At 58.4% G+C, this 26494-nt stretch carries 23 protein-coding genes and 1 pseudogene; 11 read left to right on the forward strand and 13 right to left on the reverse strand.

Annotated features, from left to right (window positions below):
* The first annotated feature begins 9 nt into the window (after positions 1–9).
* Together OEU85_RS15265 and OEU85_RS15270 are read left to right on the forward strand one after the other, a co-directional pair.
* Complete coding sequence (locus OEU85_RS15265) at positions 10–1458, forward strand: TrkH family potassium uptake protein (RefSeq protein ID WP_262692374.1); 1449 nt, start codon at positions 10–12, stop codon at positions 1456–1458.
* Between the two features lie 50 nt (positions 1459–1508).
* The gene (locus tag OEU85_RS15270; RefSeq protein ID WP_262692375.1) at positions 1509–2312 is read left to right on the forward strand and encodes a tetratricopeptide repeat protein; all 804 of its coding nucleotides are present in this window, start codon (positions 1509–1511) and stop codon (positions 2310–2312) included.
* A gap of 53 nt (positions 2313–2365) precedes the next feature.
* On the opposite strand, the gene OEU85_RS15275 is transcribed toward OEU85_RS15270, so the two are convergent.
* A complete protein-coding gene (locus OEU85_RS15275) occupies positions 2366–2779 on the reverse strand; it encodes a tellurite resistance TerB family protein (protein WP_262692376.1) in 414 nt (137 codons plus the stop codon).
* Positions 2780–2979: 200 nt separating this feature from the next.
* Between OEU85_RS15275 and OEU85_RS15280 the strand changes: the two genes are divergently transcribed.
* A complete protein-coding gene (locus OEU85_RS15280) occupies positions 2980–4164 on the forward strand; it encodes a cupin domain-containing protein (protein WP_262692377.1) in 1185 nt (394 codons plus the stop codon).
* Positions 4165–4242: 78 nt separating this feature from the next.
* On the opposite strand, the gene OEU85_RS15285 is transcribed toward OEU85_RS15280, so the two are convergent.
* Positions 4243–7005 (reverse strand): ATP-dependent DNA helicase, encoded by a 2763-nt coding sequence (locus OEU85_RS15285; RefSeq protein WP_262692378.1) that lies wholly within the window; start codon positions 7003–7005, stop codon positions 4243–4245.
* Positions 7006–7147: 142 nt separating this feature from the next.
* Between OEU85_RS15285 and OEU85_RS15290 the strand changes: the two genes are divergently transcribed.
* A complete protein-coding gene (locus OEU85_RS15290; RefSeq protein ID WP_262692379.1) occupies positions 7148–8731 on the forward strand; it encodes a lysine--tRNA ligase in 1584 nt (527 codons plus the stop codon).
* Between the two features lie 91 nt (positions 8732–8822).
* On the opposite strand, the gene OEU85_RS15295 is transcribed toward OEU85_RS15290, so the two are convergent.
* The 5 genes from OEU85_RS15295 to hrcA form a co-directional block, all read right to left on the reverse strand.
* A complete protein-coding gene (locus OEU85_RS15295) occupies positions 8823–9014 on the reverse strand; it encodes a helix-turn-helix transcriptional regulator (RefSeq protein ID WP_262692380.1) in 192 nt (63 codons plus the stop codon).
* Positions 9011–9394: a hypothetical protein gene (locus OEU85_RS15300; RefSeq protein WP_262692381.1), complete on the reverse strand. Its 384-nt coding sequence runs from the start codon at positions 9392–9394 to the stop codon at positions 9011–9013. The genes OEU85_RS15295 and OEU85_RS15300 overlap by 4 nt, the downstream gene beginning before the upstream one ends.
* 125 nt (positions 9395–9519) lie before the next feature.
* Positions 9520–10482, reverse strand: a complete 963-nt coding sequence (locus OEU85_RS15305; RefSeq protein WP_262692382.1) for a hypothetical protein — start codon at positions 10480–10482, stop codon at positions 9520–9522.
* Positions 10483–10626: 144 nt separating this feature from the next.
* On the reverse strand, positions 10627–11220 hold the full coding sequence (gene grpE / locus OEU85_RS15310; RefSeq protein ID WP_262692383.1) for a nucleotide exchange factor GrpE: 594 nt from the start codon (positions 11218–11220) through the stop codon (positions 10627–10629).
* A 38-nt stretch (positions 11221–11258) separates the two neighbouring features.
* Positions 11259–12293, reverse strand: a complete 1035-nt coding sequence (gene hrcA, locus OEU85_RS15315) for a heat-inducible transcriptional repressor HrcA (RefSeq protein ID WP_262692384.1) — start codon at positions 12291–12293, stop codon at positions 11259–11261.
* 223 nt (positions 12294–12516) lie between these two features.
* On the opposite strand from hrcA, the gene rph reads away from it, so the two are divergent.
* The 4 genes and pseudogenes from rph (at position 12517) to OEU85_RS15335 (ending at position 16728) form a co-directional block, all read left to right on the forward strand.
* Positions 12517–13233, forward strand: coding sequence for a ribonuclease PH (gene rph, locus OEU85_RS15320; protein ID WP_262692385.1), 717 nt, complete (start codon positions 12517–12519; stop codon positions 13231–13233).
* 78 nt (positions 13234–13311) lie between these two features.
* Positions 13312–13839: pseudogene (gene rdgB, locus OEU85_RS15325) on the forward strand (RdgB/HAM1 family non-canonical purine NTP pyrophosphatase); the annotation flags it as partial.
* Positions 13817–15019, forward strand: a complete 1203-nt coding sequence (hemW, locus tag OEU85_RS15330; RefSeq protein ID WP_262692386.1) for a radical SAM family heme chaperone HemW — start codon at positions 13817–13819, stop codon at positions 15017–15019. The pseudogene rdgB and the gene hemW, both read left to right, overlap by 23 nt.
* 86 nt (positions 15020–15105) lie before the next feature.
* Positions 15106–16728 carry a hypothetical protein gene (locus OEU85_RS15335; RefSeq protein ID WP_262692387.1) on the forward strand — a complete coding sequence of 541 codons (1623 nt, stop codon included), beginning with the start codon at positions 15106–15108 and terminating at the stop codon, positions 16726–16728.
* A 14-nt stretch (positions 16729–16742) separates the two neighbouring features.
* Here OEU85_RS15335 and OEU85_RS15340 read toward each other — a convergent pair whose 3' ends face one another.
* A complete protein-coding gene (locus OEU85_RS15340; RefSeq protein ID WP_262692388.1) occupies positions 16743–18035 on the reverse strand; it encodes a penicillin-binding protein activator in 1293 nt (430 codons plus the stop codon).
* Between the two features lie 261 nt (positions 18036–18296).
* Here OEU85_RS15340 and rsmI point away from each other — a divergent pair, with 261 nt between their 5' ends.
* From rsmI to gshB, 3 genes are read left to right on the forward strand one after another with little or no spacing between them, the layout of a single operon-like run.
* Positions 18297–19163 (forward strand): 16S rRNA (cytidine(1402)-2'-O)-methyltransferase, encoded by an 867-nt coding sequence (gene rsmI, locus OEU85_RS15345; protein WP_262692389.1) that lies wholly within the window; start codon positions 18297–18299, stop codon positions 19161–19163.
* A 3-nt stretch (positions 19164–19166) separates the two neighbouring features.
* Positions 19167–19541 carry a YraN family protein gene (locus tag OEU85_RS15350; protein WP_394805435.1) on the forward strand — a complete coding sequence of 125 codons (375 nt, stop codon included), beginning with the start codon at positions 19167–19169 and terminating at the stop codon, positions 19539–19541.
* A 29-nt stretch (positions 19542–19570) separates the two neighbouring features.
* A complete protein-coding gene (gene gshB, locus OEU85_RS15355) occupies positions 19571–20521 on the forward strand; it encodes a glutathione synthase (RefSeq protein ID WP_262692391.1) in 951 nt (316 codons plus the stop codon).
* A gap of 76 nt (positions 20522–20597) precedes the next feature.
* Here gshB and OEU85_RS15360 read toward each other — a convergent pair whose 3' ends face one another.
* The 5 genes from OEU85_RS15360 to mnmE form a co-directional block, all read right to left on the reverse strand.
* Positions 20598–21512: a ParB/RepB/Spo0J family partition protein gene (locus tag OEU85_RS15360; protein ID WP_262692392.1), complete on the reverse strand. Its 915-nt coding sequence runs from the start codon at positions 21510–21512 to the stop codon at positions 20598–20600.
* A 42-nt stretch (positions 21513–21554) separates the two neighbouring features.
* On the reverse strand, positions 21555–22361 hold the full coding sequence (locus tag OEU85_RS15365) for a ParA family protein (RefSeq protein WP_262692393.1): 807 nt from the start codon (positions 22359–22361) through the stop codon (positions 21555–21557).
* Positions 22362–22411: 50 nt separating this feature from the next.
* Positions 22412–23032, reverse strand: coding sequence for a 16S rRNA (guanine(527)-N(7))-methyltransferase RsmG (rsmG, locus tag OEU85_RS15370; protein WP_262692394.1), 621 nt, complete (start codon positions 23030–23032; stop codon positions 22412–22414).
* An 8-nt stretch (positions 23033–23040) separates the two neighbouring features.
* Positions 23041–24912 (reverse strand): tRNA uridine-5-carboxymethylaminomethyl(34) synthesis enzyme MnmG, encoded by a 1872-nt coding sequence (gene mnmG, locus OEU85_RS15375; RefSeq protein ID WP_262692395.1) that lies wholly within the window; start codon positions 24910–24912, stop codon positions 23041–23043.
* A 153-nt stretch (positions 24913–25065) separates the two neighbouring features.
* Positions 25066–26427, reverse strand: a complete 1362-nt coding sequence (gene mnmE / locus OEU85_RS15380) for a tRNA uridine-5-carboxymethylaminomethyl(34) synthesis GTPase MnmE (RefSeq protein WP_262692396.1) — start codon at positions 26425–26427, stop codon at positions 25066–25068.
* Between the last annotated feature and the right edge of the window lie 67 nt (positions 26428–26494).

Raw genomic sequence — 26494 nt, forward strand, 5'->3', positions numbered from 1 at the left:
GACCCGTCGGTGATCGATCTCAGGCCGGTTCTCTTTACCCTTGGTTCGCTGATTGTCTTGTTGGCGGCGGGCATGATTTTACCGATGATCGTTGACCTGATTGCCGGTAATGCCGACTGGCAGACCTTCGCCATCGCCATGTTCCTCACCGCGCTGATTGGCGGCATGCTGATGCTGTCGACCCGTGGCAGCGGAGACAACATGAATCTGAGGCAGGCGTTTTTGCTGACGACCCTGGCGTGGGCTGTCCTGCCTGCCTTCGCGGCGCTGCCGATCTCTTTTTCGGAGCTCGACCTCAGCTTCACAGACGGTTATTTCGAGGCCATGAGCGGCCTGACGACCACCGGCTCCACGGTCATTACCGGGCTTGATTATGCACCGCCCGGCATTCTTCTGTGGCGCGGGCTGCTGCAATGGTTTGGCGGGATCGGGATCGTGGTGATGGCGGTTGCGGTTCTGCCCATGCTACAAGTGGGCGGCATGCAGGTTTTCAAGGTTGAAAGCTTTGAAACAGTTGAGAAAATCCTGCCGCGTGCCGCACAGATTTCTGGCCTTATCTCAGGTGTCTACGTCGCCTTCACTGCGCTTTGCATGTTCTTCTATATGCTGACGGGGATGGAGTCGTTTGATGCGCTCGTGAATGCCATGACGACCATTTCCACCGGAGGTTTCTCAAATTCGGACAGCTCCTTTGGCAAATATGACCATCTGGGTACAGATACGGTTTGCCTGATCTTTATGATTCTCGGTTCAATGCCGTTTATCCTGTTCCTGCAGGTCCTGCGCGGCCGACCTATTGCCCTGTGGCGCGACGAACAAACCCGTGGCTTCCTGCTGCTTGTGCTTACCCTGTGTATCAGTGTCACCTTGTGGCTGATGATCTTCAAGAATTTTACCCTTGAAGAAGGCTTCCGGTACGGCAGCTTCAACATCATTTCAGTGCTGACAGGCACAGGCTACGCTTCCACGGATTACGGCCAGTGGGGCGCGTTTTCCGTAACCTTGTTTTTTGTCGTCATGTTCATTGGCGGCTGTGCCGGCTCGACCAGTTGTGGGATCAAGATTTTCCGTTTTCAGGTTTTGCTCAAGTCCATGCGCAGCTGGATCGAACGCATGGTACAGCCAAACGGTGTTTTTATCGCCCGCTATAACGGTCGCCCGATACCCGATGACGTGCGTGCGTCGGTCATGAGCTTCATGACCATTTTCCTGTGCATCTTCCTGAGCCTGTCGTTTGCCATTGCCCTCACCGGGGAAGACTGGATCACGTCGCTGTCAAGCGCAGGCACGGCGCTCGCCAATGTTGGCCCCGGGCTTGGTGACAAGGTGGGCCCCGCCGGTAACTTCGGCGGCCTGACCGACGTTGCAAAATGGCTGATGTCCTTTGGCATGCTGATCGGCCGACTTGAACTGTTTTCTGTTCTGGTGCTTTTTTCACCGGGCTTCTGGCGTGCCTGACAAATATCCGTTAGGCTGCCGTTCATCTTGAACATGTTATTCAGGAGCTTATGAAAACCGCCGCCTTCTTGATGCTCATACTAACCAGCTGGCAACCTGCCGAGACGCCGGGGTGGCCTGATTTTGTCAATGGCGCTTTTTCAAAGGCTCGGGACGTTGCCGCAGCCAGCAACACCGTGGACGGATTGGCCCTGGCCTGCCGCAGCGGGCTTGTTATCGGTGGTTTCAAACAAGATGGTGAACAGTCTGTGCTGTCGCTTCACCGCGCCCTTGCGGATTGTGAAGCTGCCCTCAAGCTTGACCCACACAATGTCGTCGCCAGCGTGAGTTATGCCCTTGCGTTGGGCTATGAAGGCAAACGCCTGAAAAAAGCATCCTACATCAACGCTTCCCGTGAACAGCTTGAACATGCGCTTGAACAGACCCCGGGCGACCCACTGATTATGGCTGCGCTCGGCGGTTGGCATTCTGCGGTCAGTAACGCTGGCTTTCTCGCCCGCATCGCGCTTGGGGGAAGCCGCAAAGATGCGGAGCAATATTTCCGTCAGGCCATCGCCCTTGATGATCGGTCCATCGGCATCCGGTTCGAATATGTACGCTTTCTGGCGCGCGGCGACCGCGAAGAAAGAGCGCAGGCCCTCAAGCAATTGAAGATCGTGTTGTCGCTCAGCCCCGAGGATGCGGCGGAAAAGATCATGCAGACCCGGTTGTCGGAGCTTTTGAAACCGCTGGAGCAGGATGACAAGAGCGAAGCGCGCGATACGGTCTTTCGCACGTCAGCCTTCCGCGATATCCGCGACTGGAGCGACCTTGAACCCTATCAGCTCATGCCGCTTGTAGACCCGCATTCCTGAAAACAAAAAAGGGCGCCGCATGGCACCCTTTTCAACCCGGCGTTCAAGCCTGATCAGCCAAATGTCTTTTGCCGTGCGGCCGCGCCACGTTCAATCGCTGCCGCCGTCAGCCGGTCGATGTCCAGCACATGGCGGATCATCTCAAGAAGCCGCAGCTCCTCCTGCGTCAGGCTGCCGTCGGACGCCGCCACTTCACACGCCAGCGCGTACACAAGGTCGCTATGGCTTTCCGGGATAGCTTCCTCAACAAGCCCCATCACGGCGTCAAGGCCTTCTTCACTTTGCAGCAGCTCAATGCAGCTGCTGGTGTCAGAGCGCAGCTTTTCCACGTTGTAATTGCGGAACGCCGGCAGGTAGCCAACGATGCCGGTCATGCGGTTAAGCTCGGTGTCCGTCATTTCCTCGTCAGACGCGGAAACGGTGACAAGGGTGTAGATAAGCGCAGTTTCAGGACTGATTGTCGACATATTTTTTCCTCTCGTAACTCGGCCATCACGTTAGGGCCAAACGAGCTTTCCCTCAAGCGCTTTAGGCGAAAATGTAAGCATCGATACCTGCTGTATCGCTTGCAACGCGCAGACGGCATCGGCTATTGTCCGCGCGGGGAAACCGTACAGATGCCAGGCACCCCACGAAAGACGTGAGGACAGGATTTGAGGGCCGCGACATGATTTTGCAAGAAGCACAGGATATCCTCGCGCGCATGCTGGCCCCGCTCGATTATGACCGTTTTTTCGACGACCATGTCAGCCGCAAACCATTGGCGCTGCTCGGAGGCGCGTCGCCGGAACGGGCAAAGATCCTTGGGGAAGATCCCAGGAAAGTTATCCTGCGCGACTTTGAAAAATATGCCCCCACGCTGACCTGCCATATCCGCGACGCGAAAACCATGCCGCCACAGCCGCGCGCTGTGGAAAGCCCGGCGGCATTTGCCAGGCTTATTGGTGAGTATCACGAACGCGATTATACCGTCCGCATCCCGGAGGTCACAAACCTGGCGCCGGGGCTGGATAAATTCACCCGTGCGCTTGAGTTTGTTTTTGGCAACCCGGCTGGCACCGTTATCTTCTGGAGCGAAAGTGAGGCCGAAGCCCCCGTTCACCATGACGAGATTGATGTCATCGTCATCCAGCTTGTTGGCACCAAAACATGGTATATCTCGGAAAAGGCGCCGAGCCACCCCAACCGCTGGAAAAGCCTAGGCGAGACCGACCCGGAGCTGGGGCCCTACAAGACCTATGACGTGACGCCGGGCGACCTTCTCTATGTCCCGCGCGGCACGCCGCACACCGTCAAGTCCACCAGCGAATCCATCCATCTTGCCATCGGCTTTGTGCCGGTGACGGTGCGCGAGGCAATCTCGGCAGCGCTGGACCATCTGTCCGATCTCGATGCGCCCTTGCGCGCCAATATTGGCAAACGCGCCGACAGCCTTGCGACCGGCAAGGATGATGGCACGGTACTCAGACAGCTTTGGACCGGTGTTGAAAAACTGCAGCAGCGTTGCAAATCGCCCGAGTTTATCCGCGACGCGCTTATCCATCGTCATGCCCGCATGATTCTGGACCTGCCGAAACAGCCAAAAACCGGCACGGGCAAAGCCGTCAGCACCGAAAGTCGGGTCAAACACCACCCGCTGTCCATCGCGCGGCTGAGTGTTACCCCCGATATCCTTGATTTCCGCCACCCGGGCGAGCAGATCCTGGTGCACCTGAGCGTTGAGGAATGTATGCGGTTTATCAAGGATACGGCTGAATTCCGTGTCGGTGACATACCAGGTGACGTAGGCGACGATATTCGCATTGCGCTGGTGCAGCGGCTGTTGAACAGTGGTTTTCTCGAGCTGGCCTGATAGGCCACCAATTGGCCTGCCCCGCTCGCCCGCCCAACGTAGACCATCTGAGCAACCTGTCTGTTTACTTTAGGGTGTCTACTGTCCGGGCGGAAAAAACTCACACACGGTTTTCACCGCTTCCGCGAGACCTACCCGCGCCACGTCTACACCCTCGGGCATGGCGTCCAGCAGGCGCGTCGGCGTCTGGCCGTCCAGCATGATGAAAAGCCCTTTGTCGGTCGCGCGCCGCACAAGCCTGCCATAGGCTTGTGCCAGCTTGAGGCGGGTCAGCATCTCGTCATAATGCCGCCCGCCAAACGCCGCCCGGCGTGCCCGGTGCAAGAGCGTCGGCCGTGGCCAGGGCACCCGGTCGAAGACAATCAGGCGCAAGCTCTCACCCGGCACGTCCACCCCGTCCCTGACCGCATCGGTCCCCAAGAGGCAGGCGTGCGCTTCGTCACGGAAAATATCCACCAGCGTGGCGGTGTCCACCGGGTCCACATGCTGGGCGTAAAGTGGGATGTCCATGTCCTCGAGCGGGCCGACGATATGTTCATAGGTCACCCGCAGGCGGCTGATCGCGGTGAAAAGGCCCAGCGCGCCGCCGCCAGAAGCCAGAAACAGCGACCGGTAGGCCGCCGCCACCTGGGCCGCATCGTGTTTGTTCACGTCACCCACAATCAGTACTTTGGTATTGGCCTTATAGTCAAAGGGTGACGGTACCGAGAGCCGCTTGGGCGGGATAAGAAGGTGCTGCGCGCCGGTGCGCATATCCGCCGAGGACCAGTCGCCCTCGTCAGCAGCTTTATCGCGGAGTGTGGCTGAAGTGATAACCACGCCGTGTGCGTGGTCCAGCACCACATCGGCAAAGGGCTTGGTGGGATCGATGAAATGACGGCATAGCGCCATGTCACGGTCCCGCCCGTCAAACCGGTCCACCTCGAGCCATTCGACAAATTCGTCCGACAGCGGGCCGCCGAAGCCCTCGGCCATCGCGGCCCATGTGGCAACCATGTCCGCGCGTTGCTTGACAGACCGCGCACTGGCCTCAAGCCTGCCGCGGGCGCTGCTGTCCAGCACATCCGCGTCTTCATCAAGCCGCCTCAGGAGCGCGTTTGCCAGCGCCTGCATGGGCAGCGCGAGGCCCTTGAGCGCTTCCGCCAACGCATGTGCGGCCTCGGTCAGGCCCTCGATCGGATCATTGGTAGTGGCCTCAAGCGAATGCGGGCCGCGCGCATCGGAGCGCGCGAGCACCTGCGCGCGCACGAGCATCAGGAACGTCTCATACCGGGTCATCGCCGCCGCGCCCGTCACCCGGCCGAGCCAGTTATCGCTTGGCAGGATACGCGCGGCTTCCAGCACGTCGTCGAGAAGGCGCTTGGCGTCCATGTCATCGGTGATCAACTCGTCAACGCGGGATTTGAGGCCGCGCGCACGGGTCGAGCCTCCGCTCTCCTTGCCCCTGAGCCAGCGCCTGAGCTCCGCCCCCTCAAGGCCTGACAGGTGAACGGAAAAGGCGCTGTCCGCCGCTTCGAACACATGGTGGCCCTCATCAAACACAAGACGTTTGGGCAGGTCCGGATCACCGGCCCGCGTGGCCGCCTGTGCCACCACCAGCGCATGGTTGGCGACCACAAGGTCAGCGTGCTTGGCTTTGCGGGCGGTTTTCTCGACAAAACATTTTCGAAAGTGCGCGCAGGCGGAATAGAGACATTCACCGCGCCGGTCCGTCAGACCCGCGATGCGGCCAATACCAAAATGGCCCCCCAGCCAGCTGGGGAAATCGCCGCCGATCATGTCGCCGTCACGGGTGAACCGCGCCCAGCGCACCACGAGGCCGATCAAAAGCCTGTCGCGCTCGCCGCCCGGCCCGGCTTGCGCGCGCATCATTACCGCGCGCAGGGTTTCCTCGATGTTCAGGAGGCAAGCGTAATTCTCCCGCCCCTTCCTGATCACGGCGCGTTTTGCCTTGATGCGCGGGTCCGGGTAAAGCCGGGACAGTTCCTGATCCAACTGGCGTTGCAGGTTTTTGGTATAGGTCGACAGCCACACCGCGCCGTCGTTTTTTTCCGCCCACACGCTGGCGGGCGCGATATAACCAAGGGTTTTGCCGGTGCCGGTACCCGCTTCCAGAAGCTGCAGGTTAGGACCTTCCTCAAATTCACGCGGGCGGAAGGCATGGGTGGCGGCGCCTGCAAAACGCGCCTGTCCTTCCCGGCTTTCCGCGCCCTCACCTAAAAGTTGGCTTAACCGACTTTTTGCCTCATCGGCATCAACGGCATCATCGCCTGCGGGCGGCGGCGGGCCGCCATCTTCCCATTCACTGAGCGCGGACCAGACAGCAAGACCATCTTCCCGGCTGTGGTCGGCATAGCTTTCGATCGCGCGCAGCGCAAGCGGGCCCCACGGCCAACCGGCGCGCGCCATCATCATCGCAACCTTCGCGCCGCCCGCGCGGTAGCTGTAGGTCTGCGCTTCCATGTCGGCGATCAGGCGTTTGGCGATTTCGCGCACACACAGGCAACGGTCCTCATCCGACTCCAGCGCCATATCGATATGGAGCGCGTCCCGAAGCCCCTGAACCGTGGGCAAACAGAAGCGCGCGGGCCTGACAAATGCGTATAGCTCCAGCGCGTCGAAGGCACGGATGGCGCCCAGGCGCAAGCGCCGCGCAGCAATCACCCGGTTGACCAGAAGGTGGGGTGACTTGCTGATGCGCTCCGCCGCTTCGGCGAGGGAAAGCACCTCAAAAGCGCCGTCTTCCGTCAAAAACTGCACATGCCTGACCCCCACGACCACCACGGGCAGGCGGTCAAGGTCGACACTCTCGGCTTCAGCACTGACAACAAGATCTTCCATGGGGCGGGAGCATATCGCCAGTGTTTCACAAAAAACAGGTGAATATGTTGCGTATCGCCAAAAGCAGTATATCTTGACGGAACCGCGCGCAGAGCCTAGCTTCCGCGCGTTTTTTAACCACTAATTTCGAAGGTGACCGACGATGACCGGTAATATTGATCTAGCCCTCTCCAGCAAAGCTTGGCCTTTCCAGGAAGCAGAGAAGCTTGTCAAACGGTACAAATCGGGCGCGCCCGAGAAGGGCTATGTGCTCTTTGAAACCGGCTACGGGCCGTCAGGCCTGCCGCATATCGGCACCTTTGGTGAGGTTTCCCGCACTACCATGGTGATGCGTGCGTTCCGCGAAATCTCTGACATCCCGACAAAGCTGATCTGTTTCTCCGACGATATGGACGGTCTGCGCAAAGTACCAAGCAATGTACCGAACCAGGAACTACTGGCGAAAGCCATCGGCAAGCCGCTGACTGCGGTGCCGGACCCCTTTGGCACGCACGCCAGCTTTGGCGCGCACAATAACGCACGCCTGCAGGCCTTCCTTGACCAGTTTGGTTTCAAATATGAGTTCTATTCCGCGACGGAATGTTACAAGTCCGGCCGGTTTGACAAAACGCTCGTCAAAATCTGCAGGAACTACGACAAGATCATCAATGTGATCCTGCCCACGCTGGGCGAAGAACGCCGCCAGACCTATTCACCCTTCCTGCCGCTGAGCCCCGAGACAGGCGAAGTGCTGCAGGTGCCGGTGCGCATCGAGGACCCGGAAGCGGGCCTGATCTCGTTTGAGGATGTTTCCGGCAAGCGCACCGAGACCTTGGTGACCGGCGGTAAGGTGAAGTGCCAGTGGAAAGTGGACTGGGCGATGCGCTGGGACGCGCTGGACGTGGACTATGAGATGGCGGGTTCCGACCTCATCGAGAGCGTCAAGCTCTCAAGCATCATTCGCCGCATCCTCGGTGGCCAGCCGCCTGAGGGCTTCAACTATGAGCTGTTCCTTGACCAGGACGGGCAGAAAATCTCCAAATCCAAGGGCAATGGCCTGACGATTGAGGAGTGGCTGGCGTATGCAAGCCCCGAAAGCCTGTCCTTATATATGTTCCAGTCGCCCAAAAAAGCCAAACGCTTGTATTTTGATGTGATCCCCAAAGCCGTGGACGAATATCACACCTTTGTTGAAAAGTTCCACACGCAGGAGCAGTTGGACCGCTACAAAAATCCGGCATGGCACATCCACGGCGGTGACGTGCCGAAGGCTGATCTGCCGGTTTCTTTCGCGCTGCTCCTCAACCTTGTGTCGGCCGCCAACGCTGATGACCGTGAAACCCTGTGGGGCTTTGTCGGCCGCTACGCCGAAGGTGCGACAGCCGAGACATACCCGGCGCTTGACAAGCTGATGGGCTATGCGATCCGCTACTATGAGGATTTTGTAAAGCCGAACAAATCCTACCGGCTGGCAGGGCCACAGGAACGCGCGGCTTTCGAGAGCCTGAAACGTCGCCTTGAAGATCTTGACCCGAATGAAACCGACGCAGAGGTGATCATGACGGAGGTCTATTCTGCCGGGAAGGACGCACAGTTTGATAACCTGCGCGACTGGTTCTCGGCATGTTATGAAGTCTTGCTGGGCCAAAGCCAGGGGCCGCGCATGGGCGGGTTCATCGCGCTTTACGGCATCAAGGAGACCATCGCGCTCGTTGAAAAAGCCATCAAGGGCAAACCGGTCGCTTGAACCACTGCTTCACATGAAACATTTAAGGCCGCCTCAAATGGGCGGCCTTTTCTTTTATTTTTGCTGTCGTCACACAGGGCCTGCCCGCGCTTCACTCCGGCTGAAAAATCTCTTCAATCGTACAGCCAAACAGGGTGGCAAACTTGAAGGCGAGCGGCAGGCTTGGGTCATATTTTCCCGTCTCGATCGCGTTGATGGTCTGGCGGGAGACATCAAGCTGTTCCGCGAGCGTCGCCTGGGACCAGTCCCGCTCGGCACGCAATACTTTCAACCGGTTTTTCATTTGTATTTCCCCGCTGTCACCGCACGACCAATGCCCCAGGCACCCACCATCATTGGCAGGATGAAAACCGTGTCCAGCTTGGGGAAGCCAATGCCCTCAAGGAAGCCATAGGCAAAGGTACCAAAGGCCACGAGCAGGAAGGCAATCAGCACCGCTTCCATCGCCTGCTGGCGTTGCAACTCATCCCACGAGCGGCTGAAGATGAGGAGGGCCCTCAAAGCCATCAGGGTTGGCAACACCGGTACCAGCACCAGCAGCACTTTCAGCCACATGGCCACCTCGTTGTTACTTAGGAAATAGACCGAGCCCAGAAGAGTGATGGTATAGAGCACCATCGAAAGGCTGAAGTTTTTCATATAGGTTTTATCTGCTTGTTTCATCGCTATCGTCCTGTCTTGCTTACACGACATTATGTCAATGACACTTTACATAACCACTCAAACAACAAGTGTCAAGCATACTTGACTAAAAGTCATGCTGGCTTGCTATGAGTGGTAAAGGAAGGTTATTCGCCCTTCGCGGGACAGGTTGCAGCCGGGCCGCTATCGCGTCCCACAGGCTGAAAGGAAAAAGTGCCGTCGATAAAACGTACACGGGTCACGCCGGGTTCATAGTCGCCCGTGCCGTTGAGGCGCTGCATATTCGTCACCCCCAGATAGCCGTCTTGCACGCAATAGGGGTTGGTGTCTCCGTGGATCACCAGCACAGGTTTGCCGAACGCCGCGGCTTCTTCGCCCAAGGCCTCAAGGAACGGCCGGTAGGGGTCACATTTGCTGCGTATCGTCTGGTCGCAGACCGGCAGGCCGTCCCGTGTTTTGGTCGGGTCCGTGTGCATGGTCAGCACCAGCGAATCAGCATCCTTCGCGGCACCGAATGTTTCCGCGAGCCATGTCAGATTCGCGGCGTCCCGGGCATCCACTCGGGCAAAGTTCATCGGCTTGTCACCAATTTTGATTTCCTCACGCCCATTGCCGGTAGCGACAATATGGAAGGTGGCAAACATGGTGCCGCCAGCGGTCCAGCGCGCATTTTCAAGCTGGCCGCCCTGGCGGACGATCTGCCACTCTGGCTTGGCGCGTGGGTCATTCTCGGGGCGGGCTTCGGGGCGGAAATAAAGCGGCATGAGAATGGTATCAAGGACCTTCAGCTCATCATCGCCCTTGCGGTCACAGTCGGTCCAGTCATTATCGCCAGGGGTGAAAAAAAGCGGCGCATCAACAATGGCCTCAATCAGTTTTTTGTTGCCACCCAGTTCAGCGACCGTACAGCGCGTGCCGCCAGATTTGGTGTCACCATAAAAAATCGCAAAGGACGCGCCCTCAAGCGCCGGATGATGGGCAAGGGATTTCATCCTGCCAACCTGCTCGGCGTTATAGGGCATGTCACCAAAGGCAACAAAATCGACATCCGCCAGCGCAGGCAGGCTTAACCCTGCCAGCACCCCCCCCGCCAAAACAACCCTGTTCACGCGCCGTCCCCTTATTGCCAACCGCCTTGTTTATTACATGCACAGTGATGAAACAGATGGTCAAGCGCAACAAAAAAGCCCGGCTGAAGCCCGGGCTTTCAATGTTTGATGGGGGGTCATGGGGTTTTTATGTGGGCGGGAGGCCTAGACCTCTGTATCCACTTTCTGGATTTCGCCCTTGGCTACACCCACCATGGCGGGGCGCAGCAGACGATCCTTGATCACATACCCGGGGGCGACCACCTGCATCACGCTGCCGGGGGCCTGTTCGGTTGTTGGCACCTCAAACATCGCCTGATGGAATTTATGGTCAAACTTTTCGCCCACTTCCGGGGAGACCTTCTTGATGCCGTGACGCTCAAAAATGTTCAGAAGCTCGCGCTCTGTCATCTCGACCCCGTCAATGAAGCTCTTGAGGTCGTCGGCAACCTTCTCCGGCATGCTGTCAAGCGCACGGCGCAGATTGTCGGAAATGTTCAGCATGTCGCGGGCAAAGTTGGTGACGCCGTAAGCGCTGGCATCCGCCTTGTCCTTGTCGGCACGACGCCGCACGTTTTCCGTCTCGGCCACCGCACGCAGAAGCCGGTCGCGCAAGTCGGCAAGCTCGGCCTTCAGCGCGGCAACTTCCTCGTCACCACCCGTCAGTTCTTCAGGGACAAACTGCTCGGCGGAAAACTCTTCCGCCGCATCTGTTGTTTGCTCTTCTGCCTGTTCGTTCGTCTTGTTTTCCTGGCTCATGTTCTGTCCGTTACCCAAAAATAATTCTTGTTACGCCTTTAAAGAAGGCGACCCACAATGCGCGCGGTATAGTCAACCATCGGCACGATGCGGGCATAATTCAGTCTTGTCGGGCCGATCACACCGATCACGCCGACAATTTTGTTCGCGCCATTCATATAGGGAGAAACCACGAGAGAAGAACCCGAAAGCGAAAATAAATTGTTTTCCGCCCCGATGAACAGGCGCACTCCGCGCCCGTCTTTGGCGAGTTCCATCAGCTTGATCAAGTCTTTTTTGCGCTCAAGTTCATCAAAAAGCTGGCGGATTCGCTCAAGATCTTCTGCCGCCTGTACGCTTTCCAACAGGTTTGACTGCCCGGAAACGATCAGCGACGCGGGCGCGTCCCCCCCGGTCCAGACGGCGAGGCCATCTTCAACCACCTTGGATGTCAAGGCGTCGAGTTCCGCCTGTTTGGCTGAAAGTTCGGTGCGCACTGCGTCGCCAACCTCGTCAATCGTATGGCCCATCAGCCGGGTGTTGAGGTAGTTGCCTGCCTGAATAAGCGCAGAAGCAGGCAGGCCCTGCGGCACGTCAATGATACGGTTTTCCACGCTGCCGTCTTCGGACACCAGCACCACAAGCGCGCGGCCGGGGGCAATGGGCACAAATTCGATATGCCGAACCGCCACCTCGTTTTTTGGCACCATCACCACGGACGCGCAGCGCGAAAGCCCGGAAAGCGCACGTGTCGCCTCTGACAAAACATCCTCAAGCGCGCGACCAGTGGTGGCGCATTTGCCGCGGATCGCCTCACGCTCCGACTTGGTCAGGTTGCCAACCTCCATAAGGCCGTCGACAAAAAACCTGAGCCCAATGTCGGTCGGGATACGCCCCGCGGATGTGTGCGGCGCCGCCAGCAGGCCCGCATCTTCAAGGTCAGCCATCACGTTGCGGATGGTCGCGGGCGAAACGCTAAGCCCCGGAGTGCGGCTGATCGTGCGCGAGCCAACGGGATCGCCGGTTTCGAGATAGGTCTCGACAATCTGGCGGAAAATGGTTCTGGAGCGTTCGTTCAGGTCAGCAAGCGACATGGGTTACCCTTACATCTATGCACCAGAATGTAGGTACGCGCGGGCCTTCCGTCAATCGTTGACAGGCGGGTGCGAAGCTGTGGCACAAATACCGCGTTTTGTGCGAAATATGTGCGAGATGTGTGCGGCGCCACACCCCTGGCCTAAACGCAGCTTTGACCTCACCCGCCTCAGGGAGTAGAAGGGGCGAAACACCGACAGCAAACAGAATGAAGGATTGCCCATGCGACCGAGCGGCCGTGCCAGTGACGAAATGCGTACCATCGAGTTGACCCCCGGTTTTGCCAAACATGCCGAAGGCAGTTGTCTTGTAAAATTTGGCGACACGCATGTGCTGGTGACCGCAACGTTTGAGGACCAGACACCGCCGTGGCTGAGGAACACCGGGAAGGGCTGGGTAACGGCGGAATATGGCATGCTGCCACGCTCCACCCATGGCCGCATGCCGCGCGAAGCCGCCAAGGGCAAACAGTCCGGCCGCACGCAGGAAATCCAGCGCCTGATCGGCCGCGCCATGCGGGCCGTTGTTGACCTCACCAAGCTTGGCGAAAAACAAATTCGCATCGACTGTGATGTCATCCAGGCCGATGGCGGCACGCGCACGGCGTCCATCTCAGGCGCCTATGTGGCGTTGCACCAGTGTTTTGCCTGGATGATCAAGGAAGGTCACATTGAAGAGCTGCCCTTTACCGACAGCATCGCCGCCATTTCCTGCGGCATCTACAAAACCCAACCGGTGCTTGACCTTGACTATGACGAAGACAGCGCGGCCGAAACCGACGCCAATTTTGTGCTGACCGGCAAGGGCGGCATTGTGGAAATTCAAGGCACCGCGGAAGAAGAGCCGTTTTCCGAAGAAGAGTTCCTGCGCCTGTTGCGGCTTGCCCGCATCGGCTGTGACGAGATCAAAGCAGCGCAAACCAAAGCGCTTGGGAAATAAGCCATGGCCCGGCATTTTGATGGCAGCAAGCTGGTGATCGCCAGCCATAACAAAGGCAAGGTGCGCGAGATTGGCGACCTGTTGGAGCCTTTTGGCGTGGAGACCGTCTCCGCCGGGGACCTTGGCCTGCCAGAGCCCGTGGAAGACGGCCTGACCTTCATCGCCAATGCCGAGATCAAGGCGCTTGCGGCAGCCAAAGCCTCCGGCCTGCCCGCGCTGGCCGATGACAGCGGGCTTGAGGTCAAGGCGCTTGGCGGTGAACCGGGCATCTATAGCGCACGCTGGGCGGGACCAACAAAGGACTTCACCCTCGCCATGGCTGCGGTTGTCGACAAGCTGGGTGAGGCGGACGACAAGGCCGCCAATTTCACCTGCGCGCTGACCCTTGCATGGCCAGACGGCCATATGGAAAGTTTTGAAGGCAAGGTATTTGGCGAAATTACCTGGCCGATGCGCGGCAACAAGGGTTTTGGTTACGACCCCATTTTTGTGCCCGAAGGCTTCGACACAACCTTCGCCGAGATGGAACCCGCGGCCAAACACGCCATGAGCCACCGCGCAATTGCCTTCAAGCACCTGATTGATGCCTGCTTTGATAAAAACTGAAACGCCCACACTGCAGCCAAGCGACTACAAGGGGCCAGCAGCCATTTATGTGCACTGGCCCTTCTGCCTAAAAAAATGCCCTTACTGCGATTTCAACAGCCACGTGCGCGATGAGGTAAGCCACGACCGCTGGCGCGCGGCGCTGGTGCGCGAGATTGATACATTCGCCGCCCATTACCCCGGCCTTGAAGCCAGCTCCATCTTCTTTGGCGGCGGCACCCCAAGCCTGATGGAACCTGAGACGGTGGCTGCGGTCATCGAGCGCGTGCGCCGCCACTGGGGACAGTCGGACATTGAGATCACGCTTGAAGCTAACCCGTCTTCCGTTGAGGCCGCCCGTTTCCGCGACTACCGGGCTGCTGGCGTCAACCGCATCTCAGTGGGCATCCAGTCGCTCAATAACGACGTGCTCAAATTCCTTGGCCGCCTGCATTCGGCGGAAGAGGCACTGAAAGCCCTTAAAGTCGCGCAGGACAACTTTGAGCGCGTGTCTTTTGACCTCATCTACGCCCGGCCTGAACAATCACTTGAAGACTGGCGATTAGAGCTCGCTGAAGCGCTCAGCTTTGGCACCAGCCACCTGTCACTCTACCAGCTCACCATTGAGGAAGGCACCGCCTTCTATCACCAGTTCCACCGCGGCAAGTTCAAGCTGCCGGACGAGGATGAAGCTGCCGCGCTTTTTGAACTGACGCAGGACATAACCGAGGCCGCAGGCCTGCCAGCCTATGAGACGTCGAACCACGCAGCACCGGGGCAAGAAAGCCGCCATAACCTGAGCTACTGGCGTGGCGATTATTATGTTGGCATCGGCCCCGGCGCCCATGGCCGTATCCCGGCGCACACGCTCGGTGCGGCTTACGCCCACGCACAGATCAAACGGCCTGAGGACTGGCTGGCTGCGGTCGAAGCCTCCGGCCACAGCACGCGTGAGCTGGACCATGTGACCGCGGAGGACCGTATGCTCGAAGCGATCATGATGGGCCTGCGCCTGAAGGAAGGCATTGGCATAACGGACCTTGAGGCCCGCTTCGGCACGAAGGTTGCGGACACTGTAAACGCAGACGTTTGGCGAGGCCTTGTCACCAGCGGCCATATGGTTGATACACCCGAAAGGCTTCAGCTGACGCGGGAGGGCTGGCCGCTCCTCAACTTCATCCTTGGTAAACTGGTGGCTTGAAGGCGACGCAACAAAAACGCTTGCCACACCAATAAGTTATCTTCTAACCTTTGTTTATCCCGCAAATCGTTACGAAGAAATTCTCCATGCCTTTCAAGTTGCCCGCAGTATTCATTGCCCTTGTTTCCGTGCTTTTTTCCACCTCGGCGTTTGCCGCCTTCCAAATTCCGGAAATTTGCCGCGCAGCAACTGTCGACTTCGCAAAATATGACCGCAATCCGCTTGAATTACCCGCATGCGCGAAGGACAAGAGTTGTGGTAACAGCGACGCGGAAGCTATTGCCGACTGGTTCGACGCCGCGGCAAAGGAGGCGTCCGACCGTCTGTATTCCCTGCCGGACTATTATGCTGGCAATACACAGAACGAGCTTTGTACCCAGCTGATTGCGATCTATGGCCGGGTGGGCCAGTTCAAATTTATAGACCTGACAAAATTCACCCCGGCCCGGCAGCAGATGGTGGGCAAGGCCGTCAAATACATGGCGGAAACCACGGACCGCGGCTATGCCCGTATCGGCCTTGGCCGCGCGGAACGTGGTCGGGCCGCGAGGGCCGACCGCCCCCTTCTGGAGGCGCGCCGCAAAGAGGCCGCTGAGGCCAAGGCGCGGGTGAAAGCAGAGGATGCTGAAGCTAAAGCCAAAGCACAGGCAGAAACAAAGGCGAAGCTGGACGCTGAGATCGCTGCCTTCGAAGAAAAGGTCGCTGCGGCACTCTTTGATGGTATCGAAGTGGGTTTCACCGTCAGCAAGGGTACTGGCCGCACAATTTTCCGCCCCAAGCAGGGAGAAACCTTCACGGACGCGGTCATGTATGCGTTTGCCGTCTGGCATGAAGACAGTGCCGCCCGCGCCGTGGCTGCTGCCTTCAAACCGCCCGTCAAAGACGAGTTTGAAACCACGGCCCAGCACGCCGCGCGGGTCGCGGAAGCCAAAGCAGCGTATGACGCAGATCATAAAGGTGATGGTGCACCGGACTATGCGGCCCTTGATGACCATATCGCCGCATCAACTGGCGGCTTTGTTGCGCGAAACATTAGCTACAACGCGGACCGGCAGGTATTCACCGCGGAAATTGTGACCGGCAACGGGCTTGGCGTCGCACGTGTGGAGATTCCGGTCCCGCTTGCAGAAGCCCGCGCGGCAAAGCCTGCGCTTGAGGCGGCAGACGTCGTGCTCGCGTTCAGCATTGATGCGGCCGCGCAGACAGTCGCCCTCAAACGCGCGGCCTTTGTGAGCCTTGATAAAAAACAGCCCGCCAAGTCAGCTTTTCACCTAACCAACCTGTCAGGACAGGCTTTCGCGATGGCGAAAGACCGCGTCGCGAGCTGGCATCGGCTTTTTGAGGAGAAACGCTCAACAATCGCGACGCAGCGGGCCGCTGAAGAACAAGCCGAGCGCGCGCGTGTTGCCGACCTTTACCCCTACCGCGCGCGGTTCAGTTGCAACATTGGAGCGCTTTATGTGTGCCTTGGCCGCGACGGCGGCATCAACGTCAGAAGTGGCGCGGAAAGCAATTATTACAGCGCGCAGGACGTGGCGGGACGCGACTATCTCGATGTATTCCTGATGCACGATTTTGAAATTGGTGCTGAGACCAGCAGCCGTGCAGGCCTCCGCATGACGCTTGAGATCACCGACTATGTGAACGGCAAAACCCTCTACCGCGAAGAGGCCGCAAGCCCAAGCGGCGTGATCAGGGTCAGTGACTGAGCCACGGCGCCGGATCAGTAATCGCGGCGGTGTGACCTGAGGCTATAGCCGAAGCTCGGGAAAGCCGCGGGCGCTGCGTCCACGACAGCGAAGCCTTTCTGGTGCACCTCAAGGATCGCAAGCGTGCGCTCGTTGGTGCCGTCAGTCAGAAAGCGGAACAGGCCGTCGGTGCCGACAAAACCATAAGGGTTGGTCAGCCGCTCAGCCGAAAAACGGTATTCGGCCGGCACACCTACATCGCGCGCCAACGAGGCCACGAGCGCCATGGCGTCATAGGCGATGGTAGCCAGGCGCGGGGCATTCTCGCCATAGGTTGCCTTGTAGCGCGCCAGCAAGGCCGCAGGCTTTTCCGGCATGGGGGCGGCGAACCAGGCGTTCTGAAGCGGCGGTTCCCTAAGGATGCTCTCGTCGTTCCATAGACCCGTACCCAGAAGTTTCACCTTGTTGGGGTCAATTTCATAATAGGGCAGTAGCGGTGCAAGGGTGCGCAGAAGCTGGCCCCCCTCGGGTACAATCACCGCATCAAACGGCAAAGGTTCCAGTGCCTCTGCGGCTTCCAGCCGGTTGGCGACCTCATCGGTCATATCATCATTGAGGCTGCGCAGGTAACGCACTTCGTCACGGAGCGCTTTTTTCCGTTCTTCATACCTGCCAAGCCGCTTGACCGGCTCAAACACCTGATCCGGGTCTGGGGGGTAGCTTTCCATCGCCGCGATGCGCGATCCGGTGTCCGCCACGGCGTCACCGAAGGCCGCGCGCACGCGGTTGCCATACAGGCCTTCCGGCAACAGGGCAGCAAAACGCCGCAACCCGGTTTCCGCAGCATAATCAACCACGCGGTCAACCTCGCCCTCGGGGATGAACCCGATGATATAGCGCCCGGGCGCCGCAACACTCTGGTCGTTTGAGAAGCCGATCATCGGGATGCCAGCGCGCGCCAACACTGTGCCAGCGGCAGTGACGTTCTGGCCCAGAAGCGGGCCAAGCACGATGTCAGCCCCCGCTTCAACCGCGAGGCCTGCCACACGTTCACTTTCTGTATAGTCTGCCTTGGTATCAAACGGCAGCAACACAAGACGCGGGTCGTAGGCGTCAAACAGTGCCATGGTGGCGGCCCGCAACAGCGCCCGGCCGGTTTGTCCCTCATTGCCGCTCAGAGGCAACAGAATCGCGATGTGGATTTTTTGCGCGGCTTCCTCGGCGGTCATGCCGTCCTTGAGTGGCACCTGCGCCTTGTCGCCCAGATCAATCTGCGGCTCGGGTCGCTCGGACACCCGCGCGCTATCTCGCGTGCGGGGCTCTGGCACCGGGCGTTCCCCGCCGCCGCCACAGGCCGCAACAAAACACAGAAGGGCAATCGCCCCTAAAGCTTTGCATGGTTTGAAGAAGCGGCTTGCAAGCATATCCAACCTTGGTGTTATCTGGTGCCCTGCCCATAGCGGAAATTTCCGGGCGGAAAATTCATGCGGCAGGTGGGCTGACCCTAGTCTGAAATCGCATGGCTGTAAATCAGCACCACACATCCGCGCGATGCTTTTTAACCACGATCCAGAGTATGGGAAGAAAAAATGGCCGAATTCGGGTCTCAGCAGATTTTGAAACCGGGGCTTTATGTCGTGGCCACGCCGATCGGCAACCTTGGTGACCTCAGCCCGCGCGCCAAACATATCCTTGCCGAGGTGGACATGATCGCCTGCGAGGACACGCGGGTGACCGCCAGGCTGCTGACGGCAAACCTGATCAAAAAACCGCTGGTGCCCTATCATGAGCATAACGGGCCTGTCGCGCGGCCCAAGATCCTTGCCAAGCTGGCCTCCGGCGGCAAGGTGGCGCTGGTATCCGACGCCGGGACACCGCTGATCTCGGATCCCGGCTTCAAACTGGTGGCTGAAGCACAGGACGCCGGGCATTTGGTCTCCGCCGTGCCAGGGCCCTGCGCCGCCGTTATGGCCCTCTCACTCGCGGGCCTGCCGACCGACCGTTTCCTTTTCATGGGTTTCCCGCCGGGTAAATCCAAAGCACGGCAAAGCTGGTTCAAGGCCGAAGCCAAAACCCACGCCAGCCTTGTGTTTTACGAAAGCGCCAAACGGGTAGCCGATTGCCTTAAGGACGCTGCGGATGTTTTGGGTGCCCGCCAGGCCGCCATATGCCGGGAGTTGACAAAAAGATTTGAGGAAGTCAGGCGAGACAACTTATTAGCCCTTGCCGCACATTACAGTGAGGCGGACACCCCCAAGGGCGAGATTGTTGTCGTCATCGGCCCACCGGCTGAGCACTCACACGACGACGCCACCGCGCTTGACATGGAAGCCCTGCTCACCGCCGCCCTCAAGCATATGAGTGTGAAATCAGCGTCTGCCTTTGTGGCAGAGCTGACCGACGTGCCGAAGAAGACCATTTATGCCCGCGCGCTTGAGCTGACAAAAGGGCGCTAGGTGTTGAGCGGAGGGCGAAAAGCAGCGGAAAAGCGCGGGCGCAGGGCGGAAAGCCTTGCCGCTTTTTACCTGCGCCTTAAGGGCTACCGCATCCTTGACCAGCGCTGCAGGCTGAAGGTCGGCGAGCTTGATATCGTGGCAGAGAAAGGCGGCTGTGTTGTATTTGTGGAGGTAAAACGGCGTAAGACCAGAGCCGCCGCGCTTGAAGCAATCACACCAAAACAACGCGCACGCATCGAACGAGCTGCGCTTTTGTGGACCGCGAAACATAAAAAAGCGCAGCAATCCCTTCGCTTTGACGTGATCACCATTGCATGGCCCGCCTGGCCGACCCATATCAAGGACGCCTGGGCCGAAAATGTTCAAGCAACGCTTTAAAGAATTAAGTTTAACAGTGAGGGTTTTTCATGTCAAAACAATGGCTTAAGGTCGCTTTTCAAATGGACCCGATGCATGGCATCAACATCAAGGGCGACAGCAGCTTTGTGCTCGCGCTTGAGGCGCAGGCGCGGGGCCACAAGCTTTGGCATTATCTGCCCGAAGACCTCAGCTATAACGAGGGCAGGATTTCCGCCATCGCCCACCCGATGACAGTGCAGCGCGAGGACGGCGGGCGGCACTTCGCATTTGGCGCATCACAGCGCATCAACCTTGAGGACATGGACGTTGTGTGGATGCGGCAGGACCCACCGTTTGACATGGCCTATATCACTTCTACCCATCTTCTGGAGCTGGTGCATCCGGGAACGCTTGTCGTCAATGACCCGGCAGAGGTCAGGAATGCGCCTGAAAAGCTGTTTGTCACCAAGTTTCAAGACCTTATGCCGCCGACTCTCATTACTCGCCGCGCGGACGATGTGAAGGAATTCCGCGCCAAATACGGCGAGATTATCGTCAAACCGCTCTACGGCAACGGTGGTGCCGGTGTGTTCCACCTGCGGGAGGATGACAGCAACCTTTCAAGCCTTCTTGAACTGTTTTTCCTCTCGAACCGTGAACCGGTGATGGTACAGAAGTTCCTGCCTGAGGTACGCAAGGGCGACAAACGCATTATCCTGATCGACGGCGAGGTCGCCGGTGCCATCAACCGCGTGCCGGCCAAAGGCGAGGTACGCTCCAACATGGTGGTGGGCGGTCAGGCTGTGGCCTCCACCCTCACGGCACGCGAGGAAGAGATTTGCGCGCGGCTGAAGCCTGAACTCAAGGCGCGCGGGCTTATTTTTGTCGGTATCGATGTGATTGGCGACTGGCTGACAGAGATCAACGTCACCTCGCCAACCGGCCTGCAGGCCGTGAACCGTTTCGACGGCGTAAAACTTGAAGCGGATATCTGGGACGCTATCGAGTCCAAGCTTTAGCGCCTGGTGTGACTGGCCAAGAAAAAGCCACGCGCCAAAACTTGATCGTGGCTTTTTCTCTATATACTTTAATAGCTTAAAATCCGCAAACGCCAAGCTTTGAGCAAAGCTCATCAAGCTTTTCAAGCGTGTCATAGGCAATGGTCACCTTGCCACCCTCGCCTTCGTGATCAATCACCACCTTCATCCCGGTCGCGGCTGACAGGTCTTTTTCAAGCGCCACGGTATCAGCATCCTTTTTGCTTTTACCTGAGGCAGACGTACCGCCCGGCCGGGGCTCGCGGCGGGTGCGGCCCTTGGCTTCACCGGTGAGCGCTTCGGTCTGCCTCACGCTAAGCCCTTCATCCACAATGCGTTTTGCGATCGAAAGCGGGTCATTCGCGCCAATAAGCGCCCGCGCGTGACCCATGGAAATTTTGCCCTCATCCACCATGCCCTGCACTTTTTCCGGCAGGCTCAACAGGCGCAGGAGGTTGGTCACGTGGCTGCGGCTTTTGCCGACAACTTCAGCCGCAATTTCCTGCGTGTGGCCAAATTCCTCGATCAGCTTTTTATAGGCAATCGCTTCCTCAATCGCGCTCAGGTCCTGGCGCTGGATATTCTCGATGATGGCGATTTCAAGCACCTCACCGTCGGTAAGTTCCTTGACGACCACGGGCACTTCATGGATGCCTGCCTTCTGCGCCGCGCGCCACCGGCGCTCCCCGGCCACAATCTGGAACTTATTGGGCCCCAGTTCCCGCACGAGGATCGGCTGCAGCAGCCCCTTCTGTTTGATGCTGGTTGCCAGGTCGCTCAGCGCCTCTTCATCAAAATGATGACGAGGCTGGCCTACGTTGCGCTCAAGAAATTCGATCGGCAGCAGGCGACGGCCGGAACCCGGCCCACCCGGTGTGGCGATACCGTCATCTGTATCTTCAAAAACCGGACGATCATCCCCCAACAGGGCGGACAGCCCTTTCCCCAGACCTTTACGTGCAGCTTTACTCATAAAATTTAACCTAACACATTGTTTTTATATAAGTTTTATGCTTCAGGCAGCAACTTTTTTGTCGCGCCCCAAAAGCTCCCGCGCCAGCTTTATATACGCCTGGCTGCCCACGCAGCGGTGGTCATACAACAGCGCCGGTTTTCCGTGGCTTGGCGCTTCCGACACCCGCACATTGCGCGGGATAACGGTACGATAAACCTTGTCGCCGAGATAATCCCGCACATCTGATGCGACCTGTTCCGACAGGTTATTGCGCTTGTCGAACATAGTCAGCACCACACCATTGATAGTGAGGCGCGGATTCAGGCTGCCGCGCACCTGCTCAATGGTTTTAAGGAGAAGACTAAGCCCCTCAAGCGCAAAAAACTCACACTGGAGCGGCACCAGCACCGAATCAGCGGCAACAAGCGCGTTGATGGTCAATAGTGACAGGGATGGCGGGCAATCAATGAGGATATAATCATATTCCTGCCGCGCCACAGCTTTCTCAAGCGCATAGCGCAGGCGAAAATTACGGTGTGGCAATTCGGCAAGCTCAAGGTCCGCGCCGGAAAGGTCCACGGTTGACGCCACGATGGACAGGCCGGGCACTTCAGTATCAACAATCGCATCGCCAAGCGGGGCTGCGCCCAAAACCACATCATAAGAGGTGATTTCCCGGGCGCTGCGGTCAATACCAAACCCGGTGCTGGCGTTGCCTTGTGGGTCCAGATCAAGGATCAAAACGCGTTTTTTAACCGCAGCCATGGCTGTAGCGAGGTTGATCGCCGTGGTGGTTTTACCCACCCCGCCCTTTTGGTTGGCCACTGCTATGATATGCGCCCCCGCATTAGACATTTCCACCGGCATAGCCGTTACTCTCCCCTCTTGAGCCCGCGGAAGGCAGGCCCATGCAACCGTTACAGTCGTTCGAGCTTTGAAAGCCTCAGAATGACCCCGGCCGGGTCGGAAAGGCTTTTGTGCTTTGTCACTGCCATCTTCCAACAAGCCTGCGCTTCGGTCAATTCCTCATCCACGCCTTCCCCCTTCAGAAGCCACATTTCGGTGCTTTCTCCAAGGAACGGCGCCGCCCAGCCGATAAGCTGAAGCACACGTGCACAGGCGCGGGAGGTGACAATATCTACAGGAAACGGCTCTAGCGCTTCGATTCGCGCATTATGAATAGTGGCAGTCGCTGATGTTTCACGTGAAACCTGGTTCATGAACACGCACTTGCGGCCATTGGCCTCCACCATATGCGCGTGGCCTACACCCATCGCCGCAAGCACCAGCCCCGGAAAGCCGGCACCCGACCCGATATCCAGCATGGCGATCTGACGGCTGCCATAGGCTTCGCGCAGCAGAGGCACCAACTGTGCCGAATCAAGAAAATGGCGCTGCCACATGGCATCAAGGGTGGAGTTGGCGACCAGATTTTTGGCCTTTTGCCATTTAGCAAGCAAGCCTGCATAAATTTCCAGCTTATCCAGTGTTTCACGTGAAACATCGAGCGCGCGGGCAAGATCGTCGGATGTGTACATAAAACCTCTTACGCCGCGCGGCGTTTTTTCACATGCGCCAGCAGAAGCGTCAACGCCGCCGGTGTTACGCCTGCAATCCGCGCCGCCGCACCAAGGGTCGCCGGGCGGGCCTCGCCAAACTTCTGCCGCATCTCGTTTGAAAGCCCGACAACTGTGTTGAAGTCGAGATCATCGGGGATCTCAAGCGCTTCATCCTTGCGAAAAGCCGCGACATCCTGCGCCTGTCGCTCGAGGTATCCGGCATACATGGCGTCAATCTCAAGCTGACGAGTGATGTCTGCGTCAATCTCGCCAAGCTCCTCGGGCCACACATTTTTTAGTGTGGCGAAGTCGATCGTGGAGAAAGCGAGTAACGCTTCGCCATTCCGCCGCACGCCATCCTGATTGATGCGGATATCATATTTCGCGGCCTCGTTGGGGGTCAGCGACAATGCCTTAAGTGTTGCGTGACCAGCATCAAGCGCCGCCTTTTTCTTTGTGAAGGCTTCAGTACGCCCGAAACCAATCAAACCAATATCCATGCCCTTCTGCGTCAGGCGCTGGTCTGCGTTATCAGCGCGCAACAGAAGGCGATATTCCGCCCGGCTGGTAAACATGCGGTAAGGCTCCCGCGTGCCCTGCGTGACAAGGTCATCCAGCATCACGCCGATGTACGCGTCTGCGCGGTCGAGCACAAATGTCTCGCCGTCACCGCGCGCTGCCAGTGCCGCGTTCACCCCCGCCATCAGGCCTTGGGCGGCAGCTTCTTCATACCCCGTGGTGCCATTGATCTGCCCCGCGAGATAAAGCCCTGGTGCGCGCCGTGTCTCAAGGGTCACCTTCAGCTCGCGCGGGTCAACATAGTCATACTCGATGGCATAGCCATGACGGATGATACGTACATTCTCAAGTCCGGGAATCGAGCGGATCAGCGCGTCCTGAACATCCTCAGGCAGGCTGGTGGAAATGCCGTTTGGGTAGACAGTGGCGTCGTCCAGGCCCTCCGGCTCCAGAAAAATTTGGTGGCTTGTCTTATCGGCGAAGCGCACAATTTTGTCTTCGATCGACGGGCAATACCGCGGGCCCTTGCTTTCGATCTGGCCGGAGTACATAGGCGACCGGTGGAGGTTCTCCCTGATCACGTCATGCGTTCGGGCGCTGGTGCGCGTCATGTAGCAGCTGATTTGCGGTACGGTAATCTTGTTGGTGAGGAAAGAGAATGGGACCGGTGGTGTATCGCCCGGCTGTTCTTCGCACACCGACCAATCGATGGTTTTACCGTCAAGCCGCGCGGGCGTGCCGGTCTTCAGTCGCCCAAGTTCAAAGCCAATTTCCTCAAGCGTGTCCGAAAGGCCAAGCGCCGGTGCTTCATCCGCGCGGCCCGCCGGGATCTTTTTTTCACCAATATGGATAAGCCCCCGCAGGAAGGTGCCTGTTGTCAAAATCACAGCCCGGGCACTGATGTTTTTACCATCGGCTGTGACAATGCCATTGATGACAGGTTTGTCGCCACACCGGTCAAGCATTAGGTCTTCCACTGCGCCGCCCTCGATGGTGAGGTTTGCATAATCCCTGAGCGTTGCCTGCATGGCCTCGCGGTAAAGCTTGCGGTCGCTTTGGCAGCGCGGCCCCTGCACCGCCGGGCCCTTGCGCTGGTTAAGTAGACGGAACTGGATACCACTGGCGTCCGCCACCTTGCCCATCACCCCGTCAAGCGCGTCGATCTCGCGCACCAGATGCCCTTTGCCCAACCCGCCGATGGCAGGATTACAAGACATCTCGCCGATGGTTTCAGGCTTGTGGGTAATCAGCAGGGTGTGTGCCCCCATGCGCGCAGATGCTGCCGCCGCTTCACAACCAGCGTGACCGCCGCCAATTACAATGACATCAAAATCCGTCATATGCCTGTCCATCACCATTCATTGCATAGAAACACAAAAAGAGGCCCGTACGCGAGCCCCTGATTTCCGCAGTCTATAATAGAGAATGGTGTTTAAGTCAAAGTTAAGCGCAGGCCACGGTTTTGCGATGTTTCACGTGAAACATCGATCATGTTATTTCCCGATGCAGAAGTCCGAGAAAATCACATCAAGGATATCTTCCACGCCCACACGCCCGGTAATGCGACCAAGCGCGCGAGCGGCCATGCGTACATCTTCCGCCGCCAATACGGCATCAAAACCCGCGTTGCCGTCAAACCGCGTAAGATGGCCGACCGCGTCTTCGAGCGCTCGTCGGTGCCGCACCCGCGTGAGCGAGGGAGCCTCGCGCGGTGCCATCGCATCCTGCACATGCTGTTCCAGCCGCGCAAAAAGGTCATCAAGTCCATGGGATCTTTTGGCTGAGACATAAGCAACATCAACCACCTGCCTCGGCAACTTTTCATGTTTCACGTGAAACATGTCGGCGCGGTCTGTCTGGGTAATGACCAGCATGGCTTTTTCATCCAGCCATCTTTCCATTGAGGATGGCAGCACGGGCCAATCATCCGCGCGCACAAGCACAAGCCGCAGGTCCGCTTCTTCCGCGCGCTTGAGCGCACGGCGGATACCCTCCTGCTCAATCGCGCCTTGGCTCTCGCGTACCCCGGCGGTATCAATCAGCCGCACCGGGAAACCGCCAAGGTCAAGCTGGATTTCAATCACATCGCGGGTGGTGCCCTCTTCGTCTGACACAATGGCCACGTCCGATTTTGCCAGTATGTTCATCAAGGTGGATTTGCCGGCATTTGGCTCCCCCATTATGACGATGCGGTAGCCCTCGCGCAAAGCCTCACCTCGACGACCATCTACTAGATGTTGTGTTATTTCTGCGCATAAAGACGATATATTTGGTTTTACAGCGCCTGCAACACCCTCTGGCAGATCCTCGTCAGGGAAATCGATGTCCGCTTCAAGGTGGGCGAGATAACCAACAAGCCGAGACCGCCAATTTTCATATAGCTCCCGCAGCGCACCATCCATTTGCCGCAGCGCCTGTTCGCGCTGCGCGGCTGTTTGCGCATGGATCAAATCATTCAGCCCTTCGGCCTCCGTGAGGTCGAGCTTGCCATGCTCAAACGCACGGCGACTATATTCTCCCGCCTCTGCCGGGCGCAGCCCGTCAAGCCGGTCAAGCGCTTCGAGCACCCCTGCCACCACCGCGCGGCCACCGTGCAAATGCAGTTCCACCACGTCCTCGCCGGTGAACGATGCCGGGCCCTTGAAAGCCAGCACAAGGGCTTCGTCAAGCCGGGCACCACTCTCTGGGTCACGCAAAAGCCGGAGGGCCGCATACCGCACCGTGGGTATTTTTCTGCCCGTGAGCGCTTCCAGTGCCGCAAACGCATGAGCCCCCGACAACCGCACCACAGCAACACCGGCGGTACCTGCCCCGCTTGAGAGCGCAAAAATTGTATCGTCATGCAGGCTGGTCACGCTGGTATCCTCATGCCCATTGGGCTTATATGTAGGTCAAACATTTTACTCTGTTCTGCTTATCCAT

This window comes from Kordiimonas aestuarii (assembly GCF_025574465.1).
In the GTDB taxonomy this organism is placed as follows: domain Bacteria; phylum Pseudomonadota; class Alphaproteobacteria; order Sphingomonadales; family Kordiimonadaceae; genus Kordiimonas; species Kordiimonas aestuarii.

Bases quoted from the DNA above. Each gene is read 5' to 3' on its own strand.
- OEU85_RS15270 (WP_262692375.1), top strand. From the start codon at position 1,509: ATGAAAACCGCCGCCTTCTTGATGCTCATACTAACCAGCTGGCAACCT.
- OEU85_RS15275 (WP_262692376.1), bottom strand. From the start codon at position 2,779: ATGTCGACAATCAGTCCTGAAACTGCGCTTATCTACACCCTTGTCACC.
- OEU85_RS15280 (WP_262692377.1), top strand. From the start codon at position 2,980: ATGATTTTGCAAGAAGCACAGGATATCCTCGCGCGCATGCTGGCCCCG.
- OEU85_RS15285 (WP_262692378.1), bottom strand. From the start codon at position 7,005: ATGGAAGATCTTGTTGTCAGTGCTGAAGCCGAGAGTGTCGACCTTGAC.
- OEU85_RS15290 (WP_262692379.1), top strand. From the start codon at position 7,148: ATGACCGGTAATATTGATCTAGCCCTCTCCAGCAAAGCTTGGCCTTTC.
- OEU85_RS15295 (WP_262692380.1), bottom strand. From the start codon at position 9,014: ATGAAAAACCGGTTGAAAGTATTGCGTGCCGAGCGGGACTGGTCCCAG.
- OEU85_RS15300 (WP_262692381.1), bottom strand. From the start codon at position 9,394: ATGAAACAAGCAGATAAAACCTATATGAAAAACTTCAGCCTTTCGATG.
- grpE (WP_262692383.1), bottom strand. From the start codon at position 11,220: ATGAGCCAGGAAAACAAGACGAACGAACAGGCAGAAGAGCAAACAACA.
- hrcA (WP_262692384.1), bottom strand. From the start codon at position 12,293: ATGTCGCTTGCTGACCTGAACGAACGCTCCAGAACCATTTTCCGCCAG.
- rph (WP_262692385.1), top strand. From the start codon at position 12,517: ATGCGACCGAGCGGCCGTGCCAGTGACGAAATGCGTACCATCGAGTTG.
- hemW (WP_262692386.1), top strand. From the start codon at position 13,817: ATGCCTGCTTTGATAAAAACTGAAACGCCCACACTGCAGCCAAGCGAC.
- OEU85_RS15335 (WP_262692387.1), top strand. From the start codon at position 15,106: ATGCCTTTCAAGTTGCCCGCAGTATTCATTGCCCTTGTTTCCGTGCTT.
- rsmI (WP_262692389.1), top strand. From the start codon at position 18,297: ATGGCCGAATTCGGGTCTCAGCAGATTTTGAAACCGGGGCTTTATGTC.
- gshB (WP_262692391.1), top strand. From the start codon at position 19,571: ATGTCAAAACAATGGCTTAAGGTCGCTTTTCAAATGGACCCGATGCAT.
- OEU85_RS15360 (WP_262692392.1), bottom strand. From the start codon at position 21,512: ATGAGTAAAGCTGCACGTAAAGGTCTGGGGAAAGGGCTGTCCGCCCTG.
- OEU85_RS15365 (WP_262692393.1), bottom strand. From the start codon at position 22,361: ATGCCGGTGGAAATGTCTAATGCGGGGGCGCATATCATAGCAGTGGCC.
- rsmG (WP_262692394.1), bottom strand. From the start codon at position 23,032: ATGTACACATCCGACGATCTTGCCCGCGCGCTCGATGTTTCACGTGAA.
- mnmG (WP_262692395.1), bottom strand. From the start codon at position 24,912: ATGACGGATTTTGATGTCATTGTAATTGGCGGCGGTCACGCTGGTTGT.